Consider the following 17,330-nt stretch of genomic DNA (forward strand, 5'->3'; position numbering starts at 1 on the left):
GTTGGTAGAAATAGGAAGTAAAACAGCAAATTTGAATAGTACTAGAACGTTTGGAGGATGATTTTAGAGCAGAAGGGAGATTGAAGAAGGGCTGGTGAGGGGGAAATCCCCCTCATTTTTAGAGAAAATCGGTGTAATCGTATTTGGAGAGGTCGACGTAGAATTCTCCCTCTTTTTGAATAATCCGTACATCACTACCGAAAGCAAACTCAAAACGTCGTTTCACCGCTTTACGTTCTTCTGAACTCATACCGATGAACTTTAGATAACGTTTGAGTTCGATAATGCCGGTTGCAAGTGTCGGTGCGACAGAAGATATGGCGGTAACATCCACATCGTGCACCGTATTGCCTTGCGAAAGGAGAAGTTTGGTATTGATCACTTCCAACAGATTTTTCAACTGTTCATCTTTGGCCGTATAAATCTCTTCAATGCGTTCACGTTCGGCGATGAGCATTTGCTCTTTATCATTAACAAGACGATCAACTTTGGCTTCAAGCTCTTTAATTTTAAGTTTGAGCTGCTGATTCTCTTTCTGATAAAGGGTGATAATCATTCCCACAGTTGTTTTTTGAGGAGTGGGTGCCGGAGCTGAAGATTTGATAGTTTGAGCAATTTCTTGTCGTTTTTCTTCATCCAAAGAGCTTCGAGGTACGATGATATACGTCACCCCTCCCTCTATAATGTAGTTAAGCCGTTTGGTGCGGAGCTTATTTTGGATCATCTCTTTAGACATTTTGAATGTCTTTGCATATTCATCAATACTAAAACGCACACATCCTCCTTATGGGATATTATTGATGTTATCTTACCAAAAAAATCATTGTCCCTGATTAGCGTTTTTTGGAAGGAATCATCCAATCGGGTTTGGGAGGGGGAATGATCCCTCCCTTACGCATCCAAATCAGATAGCCGTTGCGAGTAACCTTGTGTTTGTCTTGGAAGGTATGAAGAGAGCTATGTCGAAATTCACATTTTTCCAAAAGAGCATGAAAATCGCCGTGAAGAAGTAAAAACTCTTGCAGTACTTCATACGCACGATCGGAAATGATAACGGTACTGATAATGAGATTTTTGATTTCAATGTAGCGCGCGCATTCATTTAATCCGTCACCGACAAAGTTTTCATGCCCTAGAATATCTTCAAAACGGTGTACTTTGCCGGTATGTACTGCCACTCGGATCCCTCTAAAATAGGGGTATTCTTTTGCAATCAAATCAGAAAAATGGATAAAAGAGAGTCCTAAAATAGGACCAAATCCTTTTAGACTCGGATGTAGAATACAGTAAAAACCATCTCCGGTCGGGATAATTCCCTGCAACATTTTTTCCATCGGAATCCCAGAAATCTTGACCATTTTTTGGATCATTTTTTTGTAAGTCAAGGAGAGATAAGAGATGATTTCAAGTTGCTCCTCCATACCAAGGCGGGAGAAGTCGATGATATCGATAAGAACAATATCCGTATCAATCACTCTTTGGGTCATAATTCCATCCATATTACTTAGATTATCTTATTGTATTCTAAAATCGCTGAGAATGATTAAAAATTCAACCCGGCAATTCCAAGAATATTTCGGAAATGTGTTACCATTTCCAAAAATTTAAGGCAGGTTACGATTATGCAAAAACGGACCAAAATTTTAGCAACTGTCGGCCCCGCTTCTGATACTGTAGAAATTCTTTCATCATTGATAAAAGCAGGGGTAAATGTCTTCCGTCTTAATTTTTCGCATGGTACCCATGAATACCATTCCCGCGTTTTAGCCAATATTCGTCTAGCTATGCGTGAAACCGGGTTGATCGTCGGCGTGTTACAAGATATTTCAGGTCCTAAAATCCGTGTTGGCAAACTTAAAGAAGATTTTTATCTCGAAAGTGGTGATCGGCTCAATTTTTATTATGAGTGTGTTGACGGTGAAAAAGTCGTAGAAAATGAATACCGACTTTCCATTAACCAAAGCGAGATATTACGTATGCTTAATATTAATGATCTTATTTATCTCTATGATGGGACTATTCGTGCCAGAATTGTTTCTCAAAACAGTAGTTATGTTCAAGCCATTGTCGAAAATAGAGGAAAACTCTCGTCGAACAAAGGGGTAAATTTCCCCAATTCCCATTTGGGGCTTGATGTTTTGACTGAAAAGGACAAAACTGATATGGCATGGGGAGTTACAAATGGGATTGACTTCATGGCGATTTCGTTTGTTCAAAATGCTCAAGATATGATCAATGCGCGTGAAGTTATCCGTTCCTGTGATGGAGAAGTACAGTTATTTGCAAAGATTGAAAAATTTGATGCGGTTGAAAATATTGATGAGATTTTACGTCATTCGGACGGCATTATGGTGGCACGGGGTGATCTGGGGATTGAAGTCCCTTATTATCGTGTACCGACAATTCAAAAAATGCTCATTGACAAAGCGAATGAACATTCCAAACCTGTCATTACGGCAACGCAGATGTTATTATCGATGACTGAAAAAGATATGGCAACGCGCGCAGAAATAAGTGATGTAGCCAATGCTGTTCTGGATGGGACAGATGCGGTAATGCTCTCTGAGGAGAGTTCTATCGGGCATAATCCGGTGCTGGTCGTTGAGACGATGGTGAATACCATTCAAGCGATTGAAGAGATTTATCCGTTTGGTAAATTCGACTTCGGTTATGATGATGCGATGGATGTGGTCAATGAATCAGCTGTCCGTTTGGGTGATTCATTGAGTGCAGAGGGAATCATTGCAATGACAACGTCGGGATCTTCCGCCAAAAAACTCTCCCGTTACCGTCCTAAAATGACGATTTATGCGGCGACACATGAAGAGAGAGTCGCGCGGTTACTTACCATAGTATGGGGTGTGGTACCTGCCTATCTTATTAAAAAAGGGCGTATTGAAGAGATGTTAAGCGATATTATCCAAAGCGGTTTGAAGCGGAAAATTATCGATAAAGACCAAACCTATATCTTTACGGCAGGATACCCGATAGGTATGCCGGGAACTACTAATATTATTCGAATTTTGCGTGAAAATGAGATTACTTTTTTCGGTGAGACGAAATCTCATCCGAGTAAGACGAAAAAAAGTGAGGAGAATGGGATTCCAACTTTGTTTTGATGTAAACTTAAAGATTAAAAATATGGACTGAAAATTGCTTTTTATCGCTTGAGGGGCCTAAACGTTTGTTTCGTCGCATTCATTGCCCCTCAAAACACTTTCCCTTTTACGCTACAATACCCTTTATGAAAACTGATACCTTATTTACCAAACCGATTGTCAAACAATTTGAATTTGACGCCGAAGTTGCGGCTGTTTTCGATGATATGCTTCTGCGTTCCGTTCCGTTCTATAAAGAATCACAAGCGCTCACACGCCGGTTTGCCCTAAATGCATTGAGCGAGGGGGGAATTGTATACGATTTGGGATGTTCGACTGCGTCGTTATTACTCGAGATAGAGCGTGCTGTGGGGAAAAACAGCAGCGTCCGGCTCGTCGGTATCGATAATTCTCCCGCGATGATTACCCATGCTTGTAAAAAGATCGAAGCGTACGGTTCCGCTATCGAACTGTATGAAGGAGATATCCTTCAGTTTCCGTATGAAAAAGCGCAAGTGATTATCAGCAATTATACCCTGCAATTTATCCGTCCGATGGTTCGAGACTCACTCGTGCGTACTATCAGTGATACGCTGAATGAAGGGGGTGTTTTTATTTTTAGCGAAAAAGTGGTGAGTGAAGATCCGAAATTGAATAAAGAACTGATCGACTGTTATTATGATTTCAAAAAGGTACAAGGGTATAGTGAATACGAGATTGTCCAAAAACGGGAAGCGCTCGAAAATGTCCTCATCCCTTATACCATGAATGAAAACATTCAAATGGCTAAGAATAACGGATTCAAAACGTGTGAAGTGCTATTTCAGTGGGCCAATTTTGCCACGTTTATTGCGATTAAATAGCGTCTATCTTACACTTCCTCTTTCAGGGTTTTGCGCCGGCTGAAGTACCTCTTTTATATCTTTATAATCCACAAGGTTTTTATCGCATTGTTTGTGATAATACCCTTGTGCATCATAATACTCTTCACAGTCGTTATAATAACGAAGACTGACTCCACGGTCGTTAAAGCAACCTGCAAATAAAACCGGAAGTACAATTAGAATATAGTATTTTTTCATTTGAATATTGTATCTCATCTGGGTTTAAAGCTATCCGTGCTTTTACAAAACTCTCTTAAAAAACATTCACTGTCACATTTTGGATTTTTAGCAGTGCAGATGTATCGTCCGAAAAGAACGAGTCCCTGATGGAGTTGATGGAGATTGGTTTTAAACTTTTTGACCAATGTCTCTTCAGTAGCTATAGCGCTGAGATCCTCACTTAAACCTAATCGATGGCTTACCCGAAAGACATGGGTATCGACCGCCATAAGGTTAGCCTGGGTATATTCGATGAGGACAACATGTGCTGTCTTCTGTCCGACACCGGCTAACGTTACCAGTTCTTTTTCATCCAACGGGACTTCACCGCCGTAAACGTCGACAACCCTTTTGGCCATAGCTATAAGATTGATCGCTTTATTGTTAAAAAACGAGCAGCTTTGAATGAGTGATTTCACATCGTTAATATCCGCGTTTGCGAGGGATTCAGGGGTCGGATAGGCTTCGAATAAAGCGGGAGTGATGAGGTTGACCCGTTTATCGGTGCATTGAGCGGAGAGGGCTACGGCAATCACCAACTCATAAGCGTTGGCATAGTTGAGTTCCGTTACCGCATCAGAATAGCGTTCCAAAAGAGCTGCTTTGATCGCAGCAATCTCTTTTTTAGTTGCTTTTTTCATCAAAATTATCCGTTTTTTTGGGCCGTATTGTATCACGTTCGAAAAAAAAACATTAGTATGATAATTTTGTGTTACAATAACCGATTTCCATGCAACATGAATTAAGGGGATAACTTTGGGATTACTACGTATGATTCAAAAACTTTTTACAAAAGACGATCATCGCTTCGCTGAAGAGAGTGATCAAAGCATCAATAAAGAGCTTTTTTATAAAGTTTTGGACACCGATACCGCTGCCTTACTTTTTTTTACAAAAGAGAATGGATGGATAGGGGCGAATAAAGCCTTTTTTGATTTGGTTTCGTTTAAAACGATTGAACAACTACGTACGAATCATGAGAGTATCCGGGAACTTTTTGATCATGAAGATGAAGAGGTATTTACCGAATATGACAAAAGCTGGCTCGATTATTTACGAACCCATTTTCCCAAAGGGTATGGTTTGGGTATGGTCGATCCTTCCGGAAAGATGCACATTATGTCTGCGACTTCTACTTTGATTCAAGAGGGGGGGACGGATCTTTATCTGTTACGACTGGAAGATCAGAGCAACCTCGTCGATCTGAAGGCGGAAGTGGTAAAAGTCGAACAGCTTAAAACCAAATTTTTAGCCAATATCGGGCATGAATTCCGTACCCCGATGAACGGTATTTTGGGATTTGTAGAGCTTCTTTCCAAAACGTCTCCAAACGATACTCAGCTTGAATACATCCATTCCGTCCAAGGTTCAGCGCGCAACCTGATGTCTAACATCGAAAATCTCCTTGACTTGGCACAAATGCAAAATGGACGGCTAAACGTCAGTAAAAGCGAATTTAACATCGTTGCGGAGATGGAAGAGCTTGCTCGTGGAGCCGTTTCGATGGGTGGGGATAAAGGGGTAGGGGTTTTATTCTTTATTGATCCGAAACTTCCAACCTATATCACGGGAGATATCCGTAAAATTAAACAAGTAATTAATAACCTCTATAATAACGCACTTAAATTTACTCAGCCGGGCGGACGGATAACGATTGAAGTAAAGCTTCTTAAACGCAATACGACGGGAACGTGTAATATTGGTTTTATGGTGAAAGATACAGGTAAAGGGATCAGTAAGTCGGATCTCAGTTACATAACAAGACCGTTTGTATCAGGGGATCATGCCGACAGTCGTTTAGGTGTTGGGCTAAGCCTTTCGCACGGATTAATTTCATTGATGGGCGGTGAACTTAAAATTACCAGTGATGAAGGGCGGGGTTCTTCATTTAGTTTTGCATTAACGTTGGATGGTTCTTCTGATCATGCGATGCAGATGATCAATGCGCATAATGTTAAAGTTGTCCTTGTTGATGAAAAACGATTGGATGATGCCAACCATCTCACCAACTACTTGCGTAGTTTCGGGGTGAGTGTAACGAAAACGCAAATGGTTGATGAATCGATTTTTACCGATGCGGAAATAGTTTATATCATCGCTTCTCAAGAAAAAAGTGACTGGACAATGCCGCTTTCACGAATCAAACGAACGTGTAAAACCGTATTGCTTCTCGAAGAGCATGAACGGCTTCAGGCAAAGATGCTTCATCTCATCGATGTATCCCTCACCAAGCCGTTATTGCCGACGTCTTTACTGGAGCATCTAGTGGAAATCCTGAGTATTCCTAAAGAGACTCCTGTTGTCGTCCCACAAATCCAACGCGGTGTGAATGCTTTGGTCGTCGAGGACAATCTAATTAATCAGCGGTTGATTAAATTATTGCTCAAAGAGTATGGCATTAATGTCATCGCAGTTTCAAATGGAGATGAAGCGGTGGAAACGTGTCGTGAACATAAGTTTGATATTGTCTTTATGGATATTGATATGCCGATCAAAGACGGTATTTTGGCTACCCAAGAGATTAAAGCTGAAGAAGGTCCTGCACGGGTCGGACGAATGCCTATTATCGCATTAACCGCATTGGCAATGGAAGGGGATCGGGAGTATATTTTAGGTCGTGGCTTGGATGATTATCTTTCAAAGCCGCTTACACGTGAAAAACTTGAATATATTCTTCACAAATATTTGCATGTTAGTGCATAAGGAACGGATATGGTTTACTTAGAAAGTTTCGCAAACGATTATGCCCATACGGCTAAATTACTCGCTTCGTGTGCTCATTTGCATTCTGATCCGATGATTTATACGGATATGTCAGGAACCTTGCTTGGGTGTAATGAGCTCCTTTTAGAATTTTTAGGGGTGAACGAATTAGATGAGGTTGCTCCGTTAAATATGTGGTTTGATCCGCAGGGGGTAGATCTCTCTTTTCTCCTCTCTCAATCGGGTAATTACCGTGGAAAAATTACTGCGGGCGGCATATCATATGATGTTGCCGCAAAATCAGAAACAGTTTTACTGGATGACTATCCGATTATCGGCGTAGTTTTCCGAGATACTTCGATCATTGAACGTGCACGGGCGGCAGAGCGTTATTTTGAAGATTTTAAAAAGAAATTTTTGACGAATATCTCGCATGAATTTCGCACTCCTATGAATGCCATTATCGGATTCAGCGAATTGCTTAAAAGCTCTCCTCTGAGTTCATGGCAGCAAGAATATGTGCAGATGACAAGCCGAAGTGCCCAGTCAATGATGCGTAATATCGAAAATCTTCTTGAGATGATGCAGGTTGAAAGCGGAAGTGTTCATGCCAATCTGGCACTTTTTAATCCTCTTGAAGTGTATGAGAGTTTTTCACAGCAGTTTGGCGATCTTGCCCTCTCAAAAGATATTAATCTTATGTTTTTAATCGATCCGCATTTGCCTAAAACAATGATTGGAGATCAGGATAAAATTCTCGCTGTTATGCGTAATCTGGTCCAAAACGGTATTAAATTTACCGAAGACGGAGGACGTGTCCTTGTTGAGATTCTTATTGCTAAAGAAGAGGGAAATTTCATTGAGGTTGAATATGCGGTAAGTGATACGGGTATCGGTATCGAAAATGAAAAAATCAAAACCCTCCTACGCCCTTTTGCTTCAGCATGGGATAATCAACGCAAAGGCAAAGACGGATTGGGGATCGGTCTTAGCTTAAGCCATAAATATGTGGATATGATGGATTCTCATCTGATGCTTGCTTCTGAAAGTGGGAAAGGGTCACGTTTTTCATTCCGAGTTACTCATCAGCTGAATGAAGAAGGGAAATTTGATTTTGTCGAAGGTACCCGTGCAGCTATTTATACTCAAGAACATCACCTCTCTGCGCAAGGGGCTTTATTATACAAATATTTAGAACTTTTCAATGTCCAAACTAAAGGGATACATGATTTGGTGAATACCGCTTTGCATGAGAGTGATGTCTTATTTTTAGACATACCGCATATTGCAAAATCCCAAATCGATGCACTAAAATCGACTTATCCAAATCTACGTATCGTTCCGATTATGAAATTGGATTATGGTGAGAAAGCAGATGCCGTCATCGATTCTGTTGCATCCATCGTTACCTTACCGATTTTGCCAAGTTCGCTTCATAAAACATTGGCTGTTATTTGGAACACGATGCCGAAAGAGTATATTTCACGTAGTCCCGAGGCGCAAACTATTCCACAAGCCGAGAATATCAAAATTTTGGTTGCAGAAGACAATCTTATCAACCTTAAACTTCTTGAGACGATTTTATTACAGGAACATTTCCGAGTCGTAGCAGTTGAGAATGGGCAAAAAGCAGTCGATGCCTATCTGAAAGAGCATTTCGATTTGGTTTTGATGGATATCGATATGCCGGTAATGGATGGCTTGATGGCCAATCGGCTTATTAAGGAGATTGATAAGCGTGATTCACGCGGATTTGTACCGGTCATCGCCCTTACGGCACACGCATTGATCGGGGATCGTGAACGCATAATTGCAGCCGGATTGGATGCGCACTTAGCGAAACCGATCGATAAACATTTCCTTTTGCAGACGTTGGATCGCTACCTGAAAATTGCCCAGCAAAGACGCAATAATAACGCCATTTAATTTTGGTTATTTATTGCGTACTATACTCACAAATGTATTATAATGCCGAAATCAAAACCCCCTCCTAAAAAGGGAAAAACACAAGGATAGTAATGAAGCGATATTATAGCGCTTGGATTTTAGGCTTATTGTTGAGTGCTCCGATTGCATCGGGGGCTGTTCTAGCGACTGTTAACGGTGATGAAATCACCACGGATGAAGTTAATAAAGTATTAATGGAAGGGACGCAAGGACGTTTTGATTCTCTTCCGGCCGATAAACAAAACGAATTACGCCAACGGATTATCGAAGGGATGATTGCTCAAGAGTTAGTCTATGATGATGCTCAAAAAACGGGTGTCTTGGATACAAAAGAATATAAACAAGAACTTGATACGCTGGTAAGCCGGTTAAAAGTTCAGCTCGCAGCAAAAGTTTGGGAACAACAACAATTTGAAGCAATTAAAATTGATGCAAAAGAAGTAAAATCATATTTTGATGCTAATCCGGATGAATTTGTGGATAAAGAAAAAATCCATGCTCGCCATATTTTGGTAAAAACCGAAGCTGAAGGCAATGCAATCATCAAAAGCATGAGAGGTCTTAGCGGAGATAAACTGCGTAATGAGTTTATTGCACAGGCCAAATCAAAATCAACCGGACCAAGTGCAGCAAAAGGAGGAGATCTTGGATACTTCCCTCGCGGGCAAATGGTTCCATCTTTTAACGATGCGGCATTTGCTATGAAAGAGGGGACAATCTCCTCTACTCCTGTACAAAGCCAGTTCGGGTATCATGTTATTTATGTCGAAGATAAAAAAGCGGCTAAAAAACTTGGATTTGATGATGTCAAAAACTTTATCGAGCAGCGTTTGAAAATGGATAAGTTTAAAGCGTATATGGATAAAAAAATGGCTGATTTACGTTCAAAAGCGAAAATTAATTACTCTAAATAATCTTACTTCAAATATTCCCGCTTTAGCGGGAATATTTCTTAATTTCTATTAATCGCGTTCAAATCATTAAATGCCGCTTTTACACGTGCTATTAATGTTTTTTGTCCGTCTCGTAACCATTTTCTCGGATCATAATATTTTTTATTTGGTTTTTCTTCACCCTCAGGATTTCCGATTTGTCCTTGGAGATAATCTTTGTATTTCTCGTAATAATCTTTGACCCCTTCCCATGTTGCCCATTGGGTATCGGTATCGATATTCATTTTGATAACGCCGTAGCTGATTGCTTCGCGGATCTCTTCGTGAGTTGAACCTGAACCGCCGTGGAATACGAAATTGACAGGTTTATCCGAAGCGGTGGCAAATTTTTCTTTGATGTATTTTTGAGAGTTGTTGAGGATGATAGGGGTAAGGACAACATTGCCTGGTTTGTAAACACCGTGGACGTTTCCGAATGATGCGGCGATGGTGAATCGGTTACTCACGGCGCTGAGTCTTTCATACGCATAGGCGACATCTTCAGGTTGAGTGTAAAGGAGGGCATTGTCGATATTGCTATTATCAACTCCGTCTTCTTCCCCTCCGGTAACACCAAGTTCGATTTCTAACGTCATGCCGATTTTATCCATACGTTTCATGTATTCAACACACGTTGAAACGTTTTGCTCCAAGCTCTCTTCGGAGAGATCAAGCATGTGAGAACTAAAGAGCGGTTTACCGTATTGGGCGTAATGTTTTTCACCTGCATCGAGAAGAGCATCAATCCATGGTAACAAATGACGTGCTGCATGGTCGGTATGCAAGATGACTGGGATTCCGTACGCTTCTGCCATCATATGTGTGTGGATGGCTCCGCTGATGGCACCAACGATGGCTGCTTGTTCATTGTCATTACTTAATCCTTTACCCGCGTAGTAACTTGCGCCACCGTTGGAAAACTGAATAATGACAGGAGAATTGACGATTTTGGCCGCTTCTAAAACGGCATTGATAGAATCAGTTCCGACAACGTTTACGGCAGGAAGAGCAAATCTCTCTTGTTTGGCAATTTCAAATAATTTTTGAACATCATCACCAAAGATTACTCCCGGTTTCATCACTTCTAAAATGTTTACGGACATAACTTTACCCCACAGTTAAAATAGACGATATTATATCCTTAGAGCAATAATGATAGAATTAAAAAAAAATGGAGTTGGTTTTGGCCCGTGTCAGTATGTTTTTTTTATTGAGTTTTTTGACACTTAATGCCAAATCTCAGGTAGTATTTGATACGTTGGCTGATCCCCTCCAAAAAAGTACTGTATCGATTGAAAAACTGAGTCAACAACCGGTAATGGAACCCAATAAAAAAATATTGCGTAATTTTTTGGATAGTGTTCAAGCTACCTTGGCTGTAGGGCAGGAACTTTCTGCTACTAAGGAAGTTGACAGTGAACTATTAAAAATCTATCTCAAAGATTTAAGAGAGCTGGCAAGTACCAAGGATACAATCGATGCGATGTATCGAAAATCTTTGGATGCAGCGATGGTGCAATCCGATAAAAAGAGTTTTGAAGATTTGGTATCAGCCCCTTTGGATCCGCTTCATCATCCTCGAATACGTGCGGAAGTGATTGCTTTCTATCAAAAAAACTATCCTCACCACTCTATCAAAAGTATTGAAGCATTATGTGATGAACAGGCACTGGAACAAAAAAGTATCCAGATCGCGATTGAACAGGAACAGGCATACGAGGAACATTTGCGGATTTTAAAACGTTCCGAAGTATCCGGTATTAAAAAAATAGCGCAAATCGGTTCACGTAACAGCGTTATTTTAAGTGCTGATCAAAACGGAGCCGGCGGTTATGAATTTGAAGTGGAAAACCTAAATCCCTATACGGTTACGTTGAGCATCGATTTTGAATCTCTTAGTAATTTAAAAGCCTCAAACCGCCTTCCGCTGTTTATCGAAGTCCCAGGTAGAAGCAAAAAAAAAGTATTGGAACTTTCCCGTATTTCAGCTGCCTTGGGAGTTGATTATCGTTCATCCTATGGGTGGGTAAGGGGATCGGCCTTTGCCATACATCAAGATAATTATCTTTATACACTTCCGTTTGTGAAAGGGGCTAATGTTTATGTTTCCCAAGGCTATCATGGGGATACTTCACACAAAGGGCTTTCAGCTTATGCGGTTGATTTTCCTGTAGCTGTAGGAACACCGATATATGCAGCGCGTGAAGGGATCGTCGTCGGAGCAGAGGGAAGTAATAACCTTGGCGGAGCAAGTCCTGAATATCGTCAATACGCCAATTACGTCATTATTGAACATAGCGATGGGACAATGGGAAATTATTACCACCTTAAACAGGGGGGAACTGCCGTCGCAATCGGTCAAAAAGTTCTCAAAGGGGATTTGATCGGTTATTCGGGCAATACAGGATATACGAGCGGGCCACATTTGCATTTTAGTGTCAGCAAAGTTGATCCGATTTCGATGCGCCGCCCGATGAATCTGCCAATTAAAATGCAAACGGCGCAGGGAATTGTGATATTACCGCAAAAAGGTGATCGATATACGGTACAGTAATATTTTTGTTTTAGCCCTATTTTACGGAGCTTTGAGCGGTTTTGTTATTTGACTGTGACGAAAATGAGCCAAACAGGTCGAAATTCTTATCCAGTTTCAGCAATGCTGAATCGATTACAGAGGCATAGTGTGCCAGTGTCGTTTGTACATTTGCGTGACCAAGCATCCCGGATAGTTCGCTGATGCTTACAATGCTTTCACGGAGCATCGTGGTGGCGAACGTGTGACGGCAAGCGTATAGCCGTCGGTATCGGATACCCGTTTTTTCTAACAACGGGTGCCAATGCTTCGGCATCTTTCTCGCATCATCATACTCACCGAATAAGAAGATATTTCCACTGTTAAGCTTCAGCACTTCATCGATCACGAACTGAGGGCATGGAATCTTACGGATAGAGCTTTTCGTTTTCGGGTGTCGAATCTTTTTATCGGTTCTGACCCGTTTTATATCGATCCATCCATCTTTCAGATCACCGGCTTGCAACCCGAAGATTTCTTCCGGTCGCATACCCGTATTGAATGCCAATAGCAGATATGGCCGCATTATACCCTCGGCGTTTTCAATGAGCGCTCGAGCTTCCTCTTTTGTGAAGTAGTCGATCTCTTTTTTCTGTTCAGGTTTTAAACGGATGTTTAGTGCCGGATTCGCATCGATCACCCGATCATCTATCCCCATTTCAAATATCTCATTGAAGAGTGTTTTGAGCGGAGCTTTTGATCGGTTCATAATCGGAACGGATGCTAGGTACTCTTTAACCTCGAACCGTGTTATCGTGTCGATATCTCTATAGCCGAATACTTTGTTCGCGATATCCCACTGCGTTTTTTTGTTTCGGTAGGATGAGTTTTCGGATTTACGTTTTAAGAAAATCTCATAATAATGTCCGAATGTTTTCGGCTTCTTTTTATGGATTTCACCTGTAGCTATCATTGACATTAGTTTCGGTATAATCGTAGTCTCACAAAGTTTTCGGTTCTCTTTGGTATCATCGAGTCCCGTTGCTTTTCTCTTACGTTCACCGTCCACCATATAGTCAATATACAGCTTTTTACCTCTGGCATATACTTTTGCCATACCTTTGCCCTTTCGGACAGAAACACCATGAAGCGACATTGTAGCACTCCTTAAATGAGTAATCTGTTTAAAATATCATTGACGTTTTCGGGTTGTGATTTTGCGGTGAGGGCTTCGTGGACTTTTTCAACGTCAAAGCGTACTGTTTTTCGCTCACCCTCGTGCAGTATGATGAAGTGTTCGTTCGGTTGCATTTCGATCTCTTTAAGCCGTTTTTTCATGGTGTCGGTGTGGAGATCATAGTGACGGGCGAGGTGGGGGAGGGATAGGTATTTAGGTTGCTGTTCCACTCATCGCCTCCTCTTTACTAATTCGTTCAAACTCAATCACCCAAACGTATCGGTTATCGAATGAGCCGTTACCGTAGATTGATTCCCAAAGTTTTGCAAACGCTGATATTGTGTATTCATGATCGTAATATCCAACATACGCATCACACGTATAGCCCATATAATGTGCTACCTCTGCATCAGTAATATTCTTCTCATCGATACCTTCAGCTTTAGCATCTGCACTGTTGATCTCATTCAACCGCTCAATACGAACGTCTTTTACTCTGAGGAATAAACGGGCGTACTCTTTTGGCATATGGATAGATGGGGTCCAAAGCAGTTTATACTTTTTATTAGTGTATTCTAAGTTTTCAGCTTTATAGACAATATAACGCATTCTTTCTTCAGCATTTGGAGGCGAACATCTATTAGACATACCTACTTGTATTTTAGATATGGATTCAAAATTTGATATACAATCGCTTATATTTTTTATTTCACGTTCGCATACCCCAAAGTCTATATATTCTATTTCAAATACTTCTGCCCACGTCTCCCGCACATAGATAATGTCACCGACTTTGTAGGGAGCGTATTCATCTAAAAATTGTTGGTGAGTGTAATCAGCCCATACTCCGCTACGCTCTCTGATCGACCAATCATATTCGCCGTGTAGTTTATTTTGATGTTTTAGGCAATAATCTTGACCCATTGATTTGACATAATCTCTAATGCACTTTTTAAAAGTAAATGGTCTGCGTGTATTAGTCTTTCGATCATCAAGTATCGCTCTCACCATTTCGTTGTTGAATATTGCGGGTTTCATGGTTGCTCTCCATACTTTTTATCAAACTCATTTCGCTTATCGATGCACTCTTGTAACCACTCGACTTTCAGGTCTTTTTCTCTCATCCGATCTTCGTGTTCATCACAGAGCTGATCGATCACTTCGTCAACCGAATGGAGGCTTTTGATGTGTTGTGCGTTTACTACTACTCGACTTCGGATAGTGGCTTTGGCTTGTTCTCGGTTCATAGTTGATCCTTTAATTCTTCTTTCAAGAACTCAGAAAAAGGAACCCAAATATCTTCCCAAAAATCAGTAACATAATTTTTCATTTTTGTATTTTCAGGGATTGATTCACAATCATATAAAATACAGTCAAGCTCATCCGCATTAATACATTGACTAAAATACAATTCGTTACTGTTTTGGCAATAATTAAATATAGATAAAACTTTATCCCAAGCGTCTCTAGCTTGACGTTTAGTGATATTATATTCTTTTCTATATTCAATAATTTTTTCTTTAAATGATACGAGCCTAGCATCAAAGTCAGGCTCATACATATTGTCAGCACCACCCATTAATTTTTTCATCGTGTAGTGCATATCAGTTGTTGTTAAAAACTTTTTAGGGTTCATCCCACAATAACCCCAATAGTGATTAAACTCACCGTAGTCGCTTGAGATCATTACATTAACGCTCTCTTCTCCACAATCAAGGTTTATTTTAGCCCATAGGCATTTTTCACCTCTTAGGCTATATGTTTCGGTTAAAGTTTTTTGTATCATCCCGCTCTCCTCATTTCATTTAAAATTCTCTGCGCTTCCAAAGCATCGAAGTAATGCTCAGGCTTTATAAAATCACTTGGGCTAATTTCTTCCGCGCCTTGCATTTTTGGGAATTCTCGGATCGTCTCGCTTTGATCTGTTCCGTTGTCCACCCTTTGCGGGATATGCGAGGCGCATACTTCTTTTTTGGCTTCGGTACCATTTTCCCGACGTTGGCAATATGGTTTTCCAAAGTAGCACTCATCGGGCGGTTTCTGTTTTTCGGGGTGATGATGAGCGGTTCGCGGTAGGCTTCGTCTTTGGGTGCGTATTCTCTCCGCCATATCTCTTCGGGGAGTGGAACGGCCTTGAGATATTCCATTTCTGCACAGTAGTCTTCGTAGGTTTGCCACATTAGGTAGCCTTTGACTGGAAATGATCTGTTTTATCTCTATTACAAGTTATACAATGTGTTTGAACTCCCCACTTTGCATTTTCAAATACACACCCATCACACGTCTTCGGCTTTTTGAGCTTTGCGTTTTCGGCTTCGAGTGAATTTATATATTGAATACATCTTGAAGTGAATGTTACATAATCAATGATGCCGTTTTTGAACATCATCATATTGTTTTGAAATTGCTCTTTGTCCATAAAATATCCTTTTTGATTGTCTCACAGTGAACCCGTCGGCGTGAGGAATGGTTGGACGGGTTTAGTGTGGGGCAGGGTGGTGATTTTGGTGGATTGTTTTAGTAGGTGGTTATGCGGGGAGAACCCGCATTATTTGCTTAAGATACTCCATGCCAACGGTACCATTCTTCCAACCTGTCCGTTTCCAATGGCTTTAATCCTGTGTGGCCTATTGGCCACGCCATGAGCCACTCTTCCCAGTTTGGGTTCAATAGGCCACCGACCCGATTCCCCTCCATAGTAGTTATGAAATTGCAGAGTCGAATATGTTGACCCTTTTCCACTCTCTCCTGGACTGTCATATTGTTCCATTTGAAACCGTCCGAAGCCGTTGGAGTTGGATAGAAGTTCATCACCTGCCCCACTATCCCGTTGCGTTTGTCCGCCGACACTTTTCCCCGCTTCTCTGCGTCGTTCGCTTTTGGAGTATAGAAAAACTCTTGGTGTGATCGATCCTCGTTTAATTCGATTTCGTCGAATAGACTTTCGGATTGCTTTGTGTCTTGGGTGTTCAGTGCATTGGCGTGTCGCGACGATCCATATCCGGTCACGCTTGTGTGGAGCGTCGGCATTGTGCGCTCCGATAACTCCCCATTTACAGTCATACCCCAACGCGGTAAGGTCTCCAATAACTCGATCTCCTCCCCGAGAAGTGAGAAGCGGAGAATTTTCCACGAGGACGCGTGGGGGTCGTACTTCGCCGATGATCCGCGCCATTTCTCTCCAAAGCCCCGACCGCGCTCCGTCCAATCCGCATCCGCTTCCGGCACTGCTGATGTCTTGACACGGAAACCCGCCAGATATGACATCAACAATTCCTCGCCACGGGTAGCCGTCAAAACTTGACACGTCAGACCATATCGGGAAAGGTTCGAAGGATCCGTCATTTTGTCGTTGTGCCAAAACTTGTGCGGCGTAGGAATCACGCTCAACGGCGCACACGGTTCGCCATCCGAGAAGTTTACCGCCGAGTATTCCTCCACCAGCATCTGCGAAAAGAGCCAACTCATTCACGTATCCTCCTATTGGTAGAGCTTTTCATAAACGATTGAAAAAGCGGGTTATCTTCTATACTATCAAAGCCATATGGACATGGCATCTGATAGTATTGTGTAGCCTCCCCAATTTTTACGTTTTGCAGGTTCCATCTTCGGCAAATTTCTTCACCTAGAAACTTAGCACTCTCGAAAGTTGCATCCGCATCAATAGCAAGATTTGAATTGTAAAGTTTGATTCGTGCAAAACCTAAATTCATTCCACCGATACAATCACTTTTAAAACAAAGCTCAACCGACCCATATCGCTCATTAGACAGACATAACAATTCTAAATTTTCTACGGTGTCGGCGTCAGATGTGGTGATCCCATCGATTCGTAATGTCAGTTGCATTTTGTACCCC

Annotated in this window: 20 protein-coding genes; 6 read left to right on the plus strand and 14 right to left on the minus strand. The window is 41.4% G+C overall.

Annotated features, from left to right (window positions below):
- Positions 1–118: 118 nt before the first annotated feature.
- Complete coding sequence (locus PHI47_RS06250; RefSeq protein ID WP_299935102.1) at positions 119–775, minus strand: hypothetical protein; 657 nt, start codon at positions 773–775, stop codon at positions 119–121.
- A gap of 58 nt (positions 776–833) precedes the next feature.
- Positions 834–1,487: a hypothetical protein gene (locus PHI47_RS06255; RefSeq protein ID WP_299935104.1), complete on the minus strand. Its 654-nt coding sequence runs from the start codon at positions 1,485–1,487 to the stop codon at positions 834–836.
- Between the two features lie 135 nt (positions 1,488–1,622).
- Here PHI47_RS06255 and pyk point away from each other — a divergent pair, with 135 nt between their 5' ends.
- Together pyk and cmoA are read left to right on the plus strand one after the other, a co-directional pair.
- Entirely contained in the window at positions 1,623–3,119 is a 1,497-nt protein-coding gene (gene pyk / locus PHI47_RS06260) for a pyruvate kinase (RefSeq protein WP_299935107.1), read from the plus strand.
- A 125-nt stretch (positions 3,120–3,244) separates the two neighbouring features.
- Positions 3,245–3,961 carry a carboxy-S-adenosyl-L-methionine synthase CmoA gene (cmoA, locus tag PHI47_RS06265; RefSeq protein ID WP_299935110.1) on the plus strand — a complete coding sequence of 239 codons (717 nt, stop codon included), beginning with the start codon at positions 3,245–3,247 and terminating at the stop codon, positions 3,959–3,961.
- Between the two features lie 3 nt (positions 3,962–3,964).
- Here the strand turns inward: cmoA and PHI47_RS06270 are convergent, their stop codons facing one another.
- A complete protein-coding gene (locus PHI47_RS06270) occupies positions 3,965–4,180 on the minus strand; it encodes a hypothetical protein (protein WP_299935113.1) in 216 nt (71 codons plus the stop codon).
- A gap of 14 nt (positions 4,181–4,194) precedes the next feature.
- Positions 4,195–4,842 (minus strand): endonuclease III, encoded by a 648-nt coding sequence (nth, locus tag PHI47_RS06275; RefSeq protein ID WP_299935115.1) that lies wholly within the window; start codon positions 4,840–4,842, stop codon positions 4,195–4,197.
- Between the two features lie 115 nt (positions 4,843–4,957).
- On the opposite strand from nth, the gene PHI47_RS06280 reads away from it, so the two are divergent.
- The 3 genes from PHI47_RS06280 to PHI47_RS06290 all read left to right on the plus strand — a co-directional run bounded on the left by PHI47_RS06280 (position 4,958) and on the right by PHI47_RS06290 (position 9,765).
- Positions 4,958–6,904, plus strand: coding sequence for a response regulator (locus PHI47_RS06280; RefSeq protein ID WP_299935118.1), 1,947 nt, complete (start codon positions 4,958–4,960; stop codon positions 6,902–6,904).
- A 9-nt stretch (positions 6,905–6,913) separates the two neighbouring features.
- The gene (locus PHI47_RS06285) at positions 6,914–8,830 is read left to right on the plus strand and encodes a response regulator (RefSeq protein ID WP_299935120.1); all 1,917 of its coding nucleotides are present in this window, start codon (positions 6,914–6,916) and stop codon (positions 8,828–8,830) included.
- A gap of 92 nt (positions 8,831–8,922) precedes the next feature.
- A complete protein-coding gene (locus PHI47_RS06290; RefSeq protein WP_299935121.1) occupies positions 8,923–9,765 on the plus strand; it encodes a peptidylprolyl isomerase in 843 nt (280 codons plus the stop codon).
- A 38-nt stretch (positions 9,766–9,803) separates the two neighbouring features.
- On the opposite strand, the gene fbaA is transcribed toward PHI47_RS06290, so the two are convergent.
- Positions 9,804–10,886: a class II fructose-bisphosphate aldolase gene (gene fbaA / locus PHI47_RS06295; RefSeq protein ID WP_299935124.1), complete on the minus strand. Its 1,083-nt coding sequence runs from the start codon at positions 10,884–10,886 to the stop codon at positions 9,804–9,806.
- A 68-nt stretch (positions 10,887–10,954) separates the two neighbouring features.
- On the opposite strand from fbaA, the gene PHI47_RS06300 reads away from it, so the two are divergent.
- The gene (locus PHI47_RS06300) at positions 10,955–12,337 is read left to right on the plus strand and encodes a M23 family metallopeptidase (protein WP_299935126.1); all 1,383 of its coding nucleotides are present in this window, start codon (positions 10,955–10,957) and stop codon (positions 12,335–12,337) included.
- Between the two features lie 16 nt (positions 12,338–12,353).
- On the opposite strand, the gene PHI47_RS06305 is transcribed toward PHI47_RS06300, so the two are convergent.
- The 9 genes from PHI47_RS06305 to PHI47_RS06345 all read right to left on the minus strand — a co-directional run bounded on the left by PHI47_RS06305 (position 12,354) and on the right by PHI47_RS06345 (position 17,320).
- Complete coding sequence (locus PHI47_RS06305) at positions 12,354–13,451, minus strand: site-specific integrase (RefSeq protein ID WP_299935129.1); 1,098 nt, start codon at positions 13,449–13,451, stop codon at positions 12,354–12,356.
- An 11-nt stretch (positions 13,452–13,462) separates the two neighbouring features.
- Positions 13,463–13,702: a hypothetical protein gene (locus PHI47_RS06310; RefSeq protein WP_299935132.1), complete on the minus strand. Its 240-nt coding sequence runs from the start codon at positions 13,700–13,702 to the stop codon at positions 13,463–13,465.
- Positions 13,686–14,510: a hypothetical protein gene (locus PHI47_RS06315; RefSeq protein WP_299935135.1), complete on the minus strand. Its 825-nt coding sequence runs from the start codon at positions 14,508–14,510 to the stop codon at positions 13,686–13,688. The genes PHI47_RS06310 and PHI47_RS06315 overlap by 17 nt, the downstream gene beginning before the upstream one ends.
- Complete coding sequence (locus PHI47_RS06320) at positions 14,507–14,719, minus strand: hypothetical protein (RefSeq protein ID WP_299935137.1); 213 nt, start codon at positions 14,717–14,719, stop codon at positions 14,507–14,509. Before PHI47_RS06320 ends, PHI47_RS06315 begins: the two co-directional genes overlap by 4 nt.
- The gene (locus PHI47_RS06325; RefSeq protein ID WP_299935139.1) at positions 14,716–15,258 is read right to left on the minus strand and encodes a hypothetical protein; all 543 of its coding nucleotides are present in this window, start codon (positions 15,256–15,258) and stop codon (positions 14,716–14,718) included. Before PHI47_RS06325 ends, PHI47_RS06320 begins: the two co-directional genes overlap by 4 nt.
- Positions 15,259–15,322: 64 nt before the next feature.
- A complete protein-coding gene (locus tag PHI47_RS06330; RefSeq protein WP_299935141.1) occupies positions 15,323–15,652 on the minus strand; it encodes a hypothetical protein in 330 nt (109 codons plus the stop codon).
- Positions 15,652–15,891 (minus strand): hypothetical protein, encoded by a 240-nt coding sequence (locus tag PHI47_RS06335; RefSeq protein ID WP_299935144.1) that lies wholly within the window; start codon positions 15,889–15,891, stop codon positions 15,652–15,654. Before PHI47_RS06335 ends, PHI47_RS06330 begins: the two co-directional genes overlap by 1 nt.
- 129 nt (positions 15,892–16,020) lie before the next feature.
- Positions 16,021–16,944 carry a DNA cytosine methyltransferase gene (locus PHI47_RS06340; protein ID WP_299935146.1) on the minus strand — a complete coding sequence of 308 codons (924 nt, stop codon included), beginning with the start codon at positions 16,942–16,944 and terminating at the stop codon, positions 16,021–16,023.
- Positions 16,937–17,320 (minus strand): hypothetical protein, encoded by a 384-nt coding sequence (locus PHI47_RS06345; protein WP_299935149.1) that lies wholly within the window; start codon positions 17,318–17,320, stop codon positions 16,937–16,939. Before PHI47_RS06345 ends, PHI47_RS06340 begins: the two co-directional genes overlap by 8 nt.
- Positions 17,321–17,330 lie beyond the last annotated feature (10 nt).

The organism is Sulfuricurvum sp. (assembly GCF_028713855.1).
Lineage (GTDB): Bacteria > Campylobacterota > Campylobacteria > Campylobacterales > Sulfurimonadaceae > Sulfuricurvum.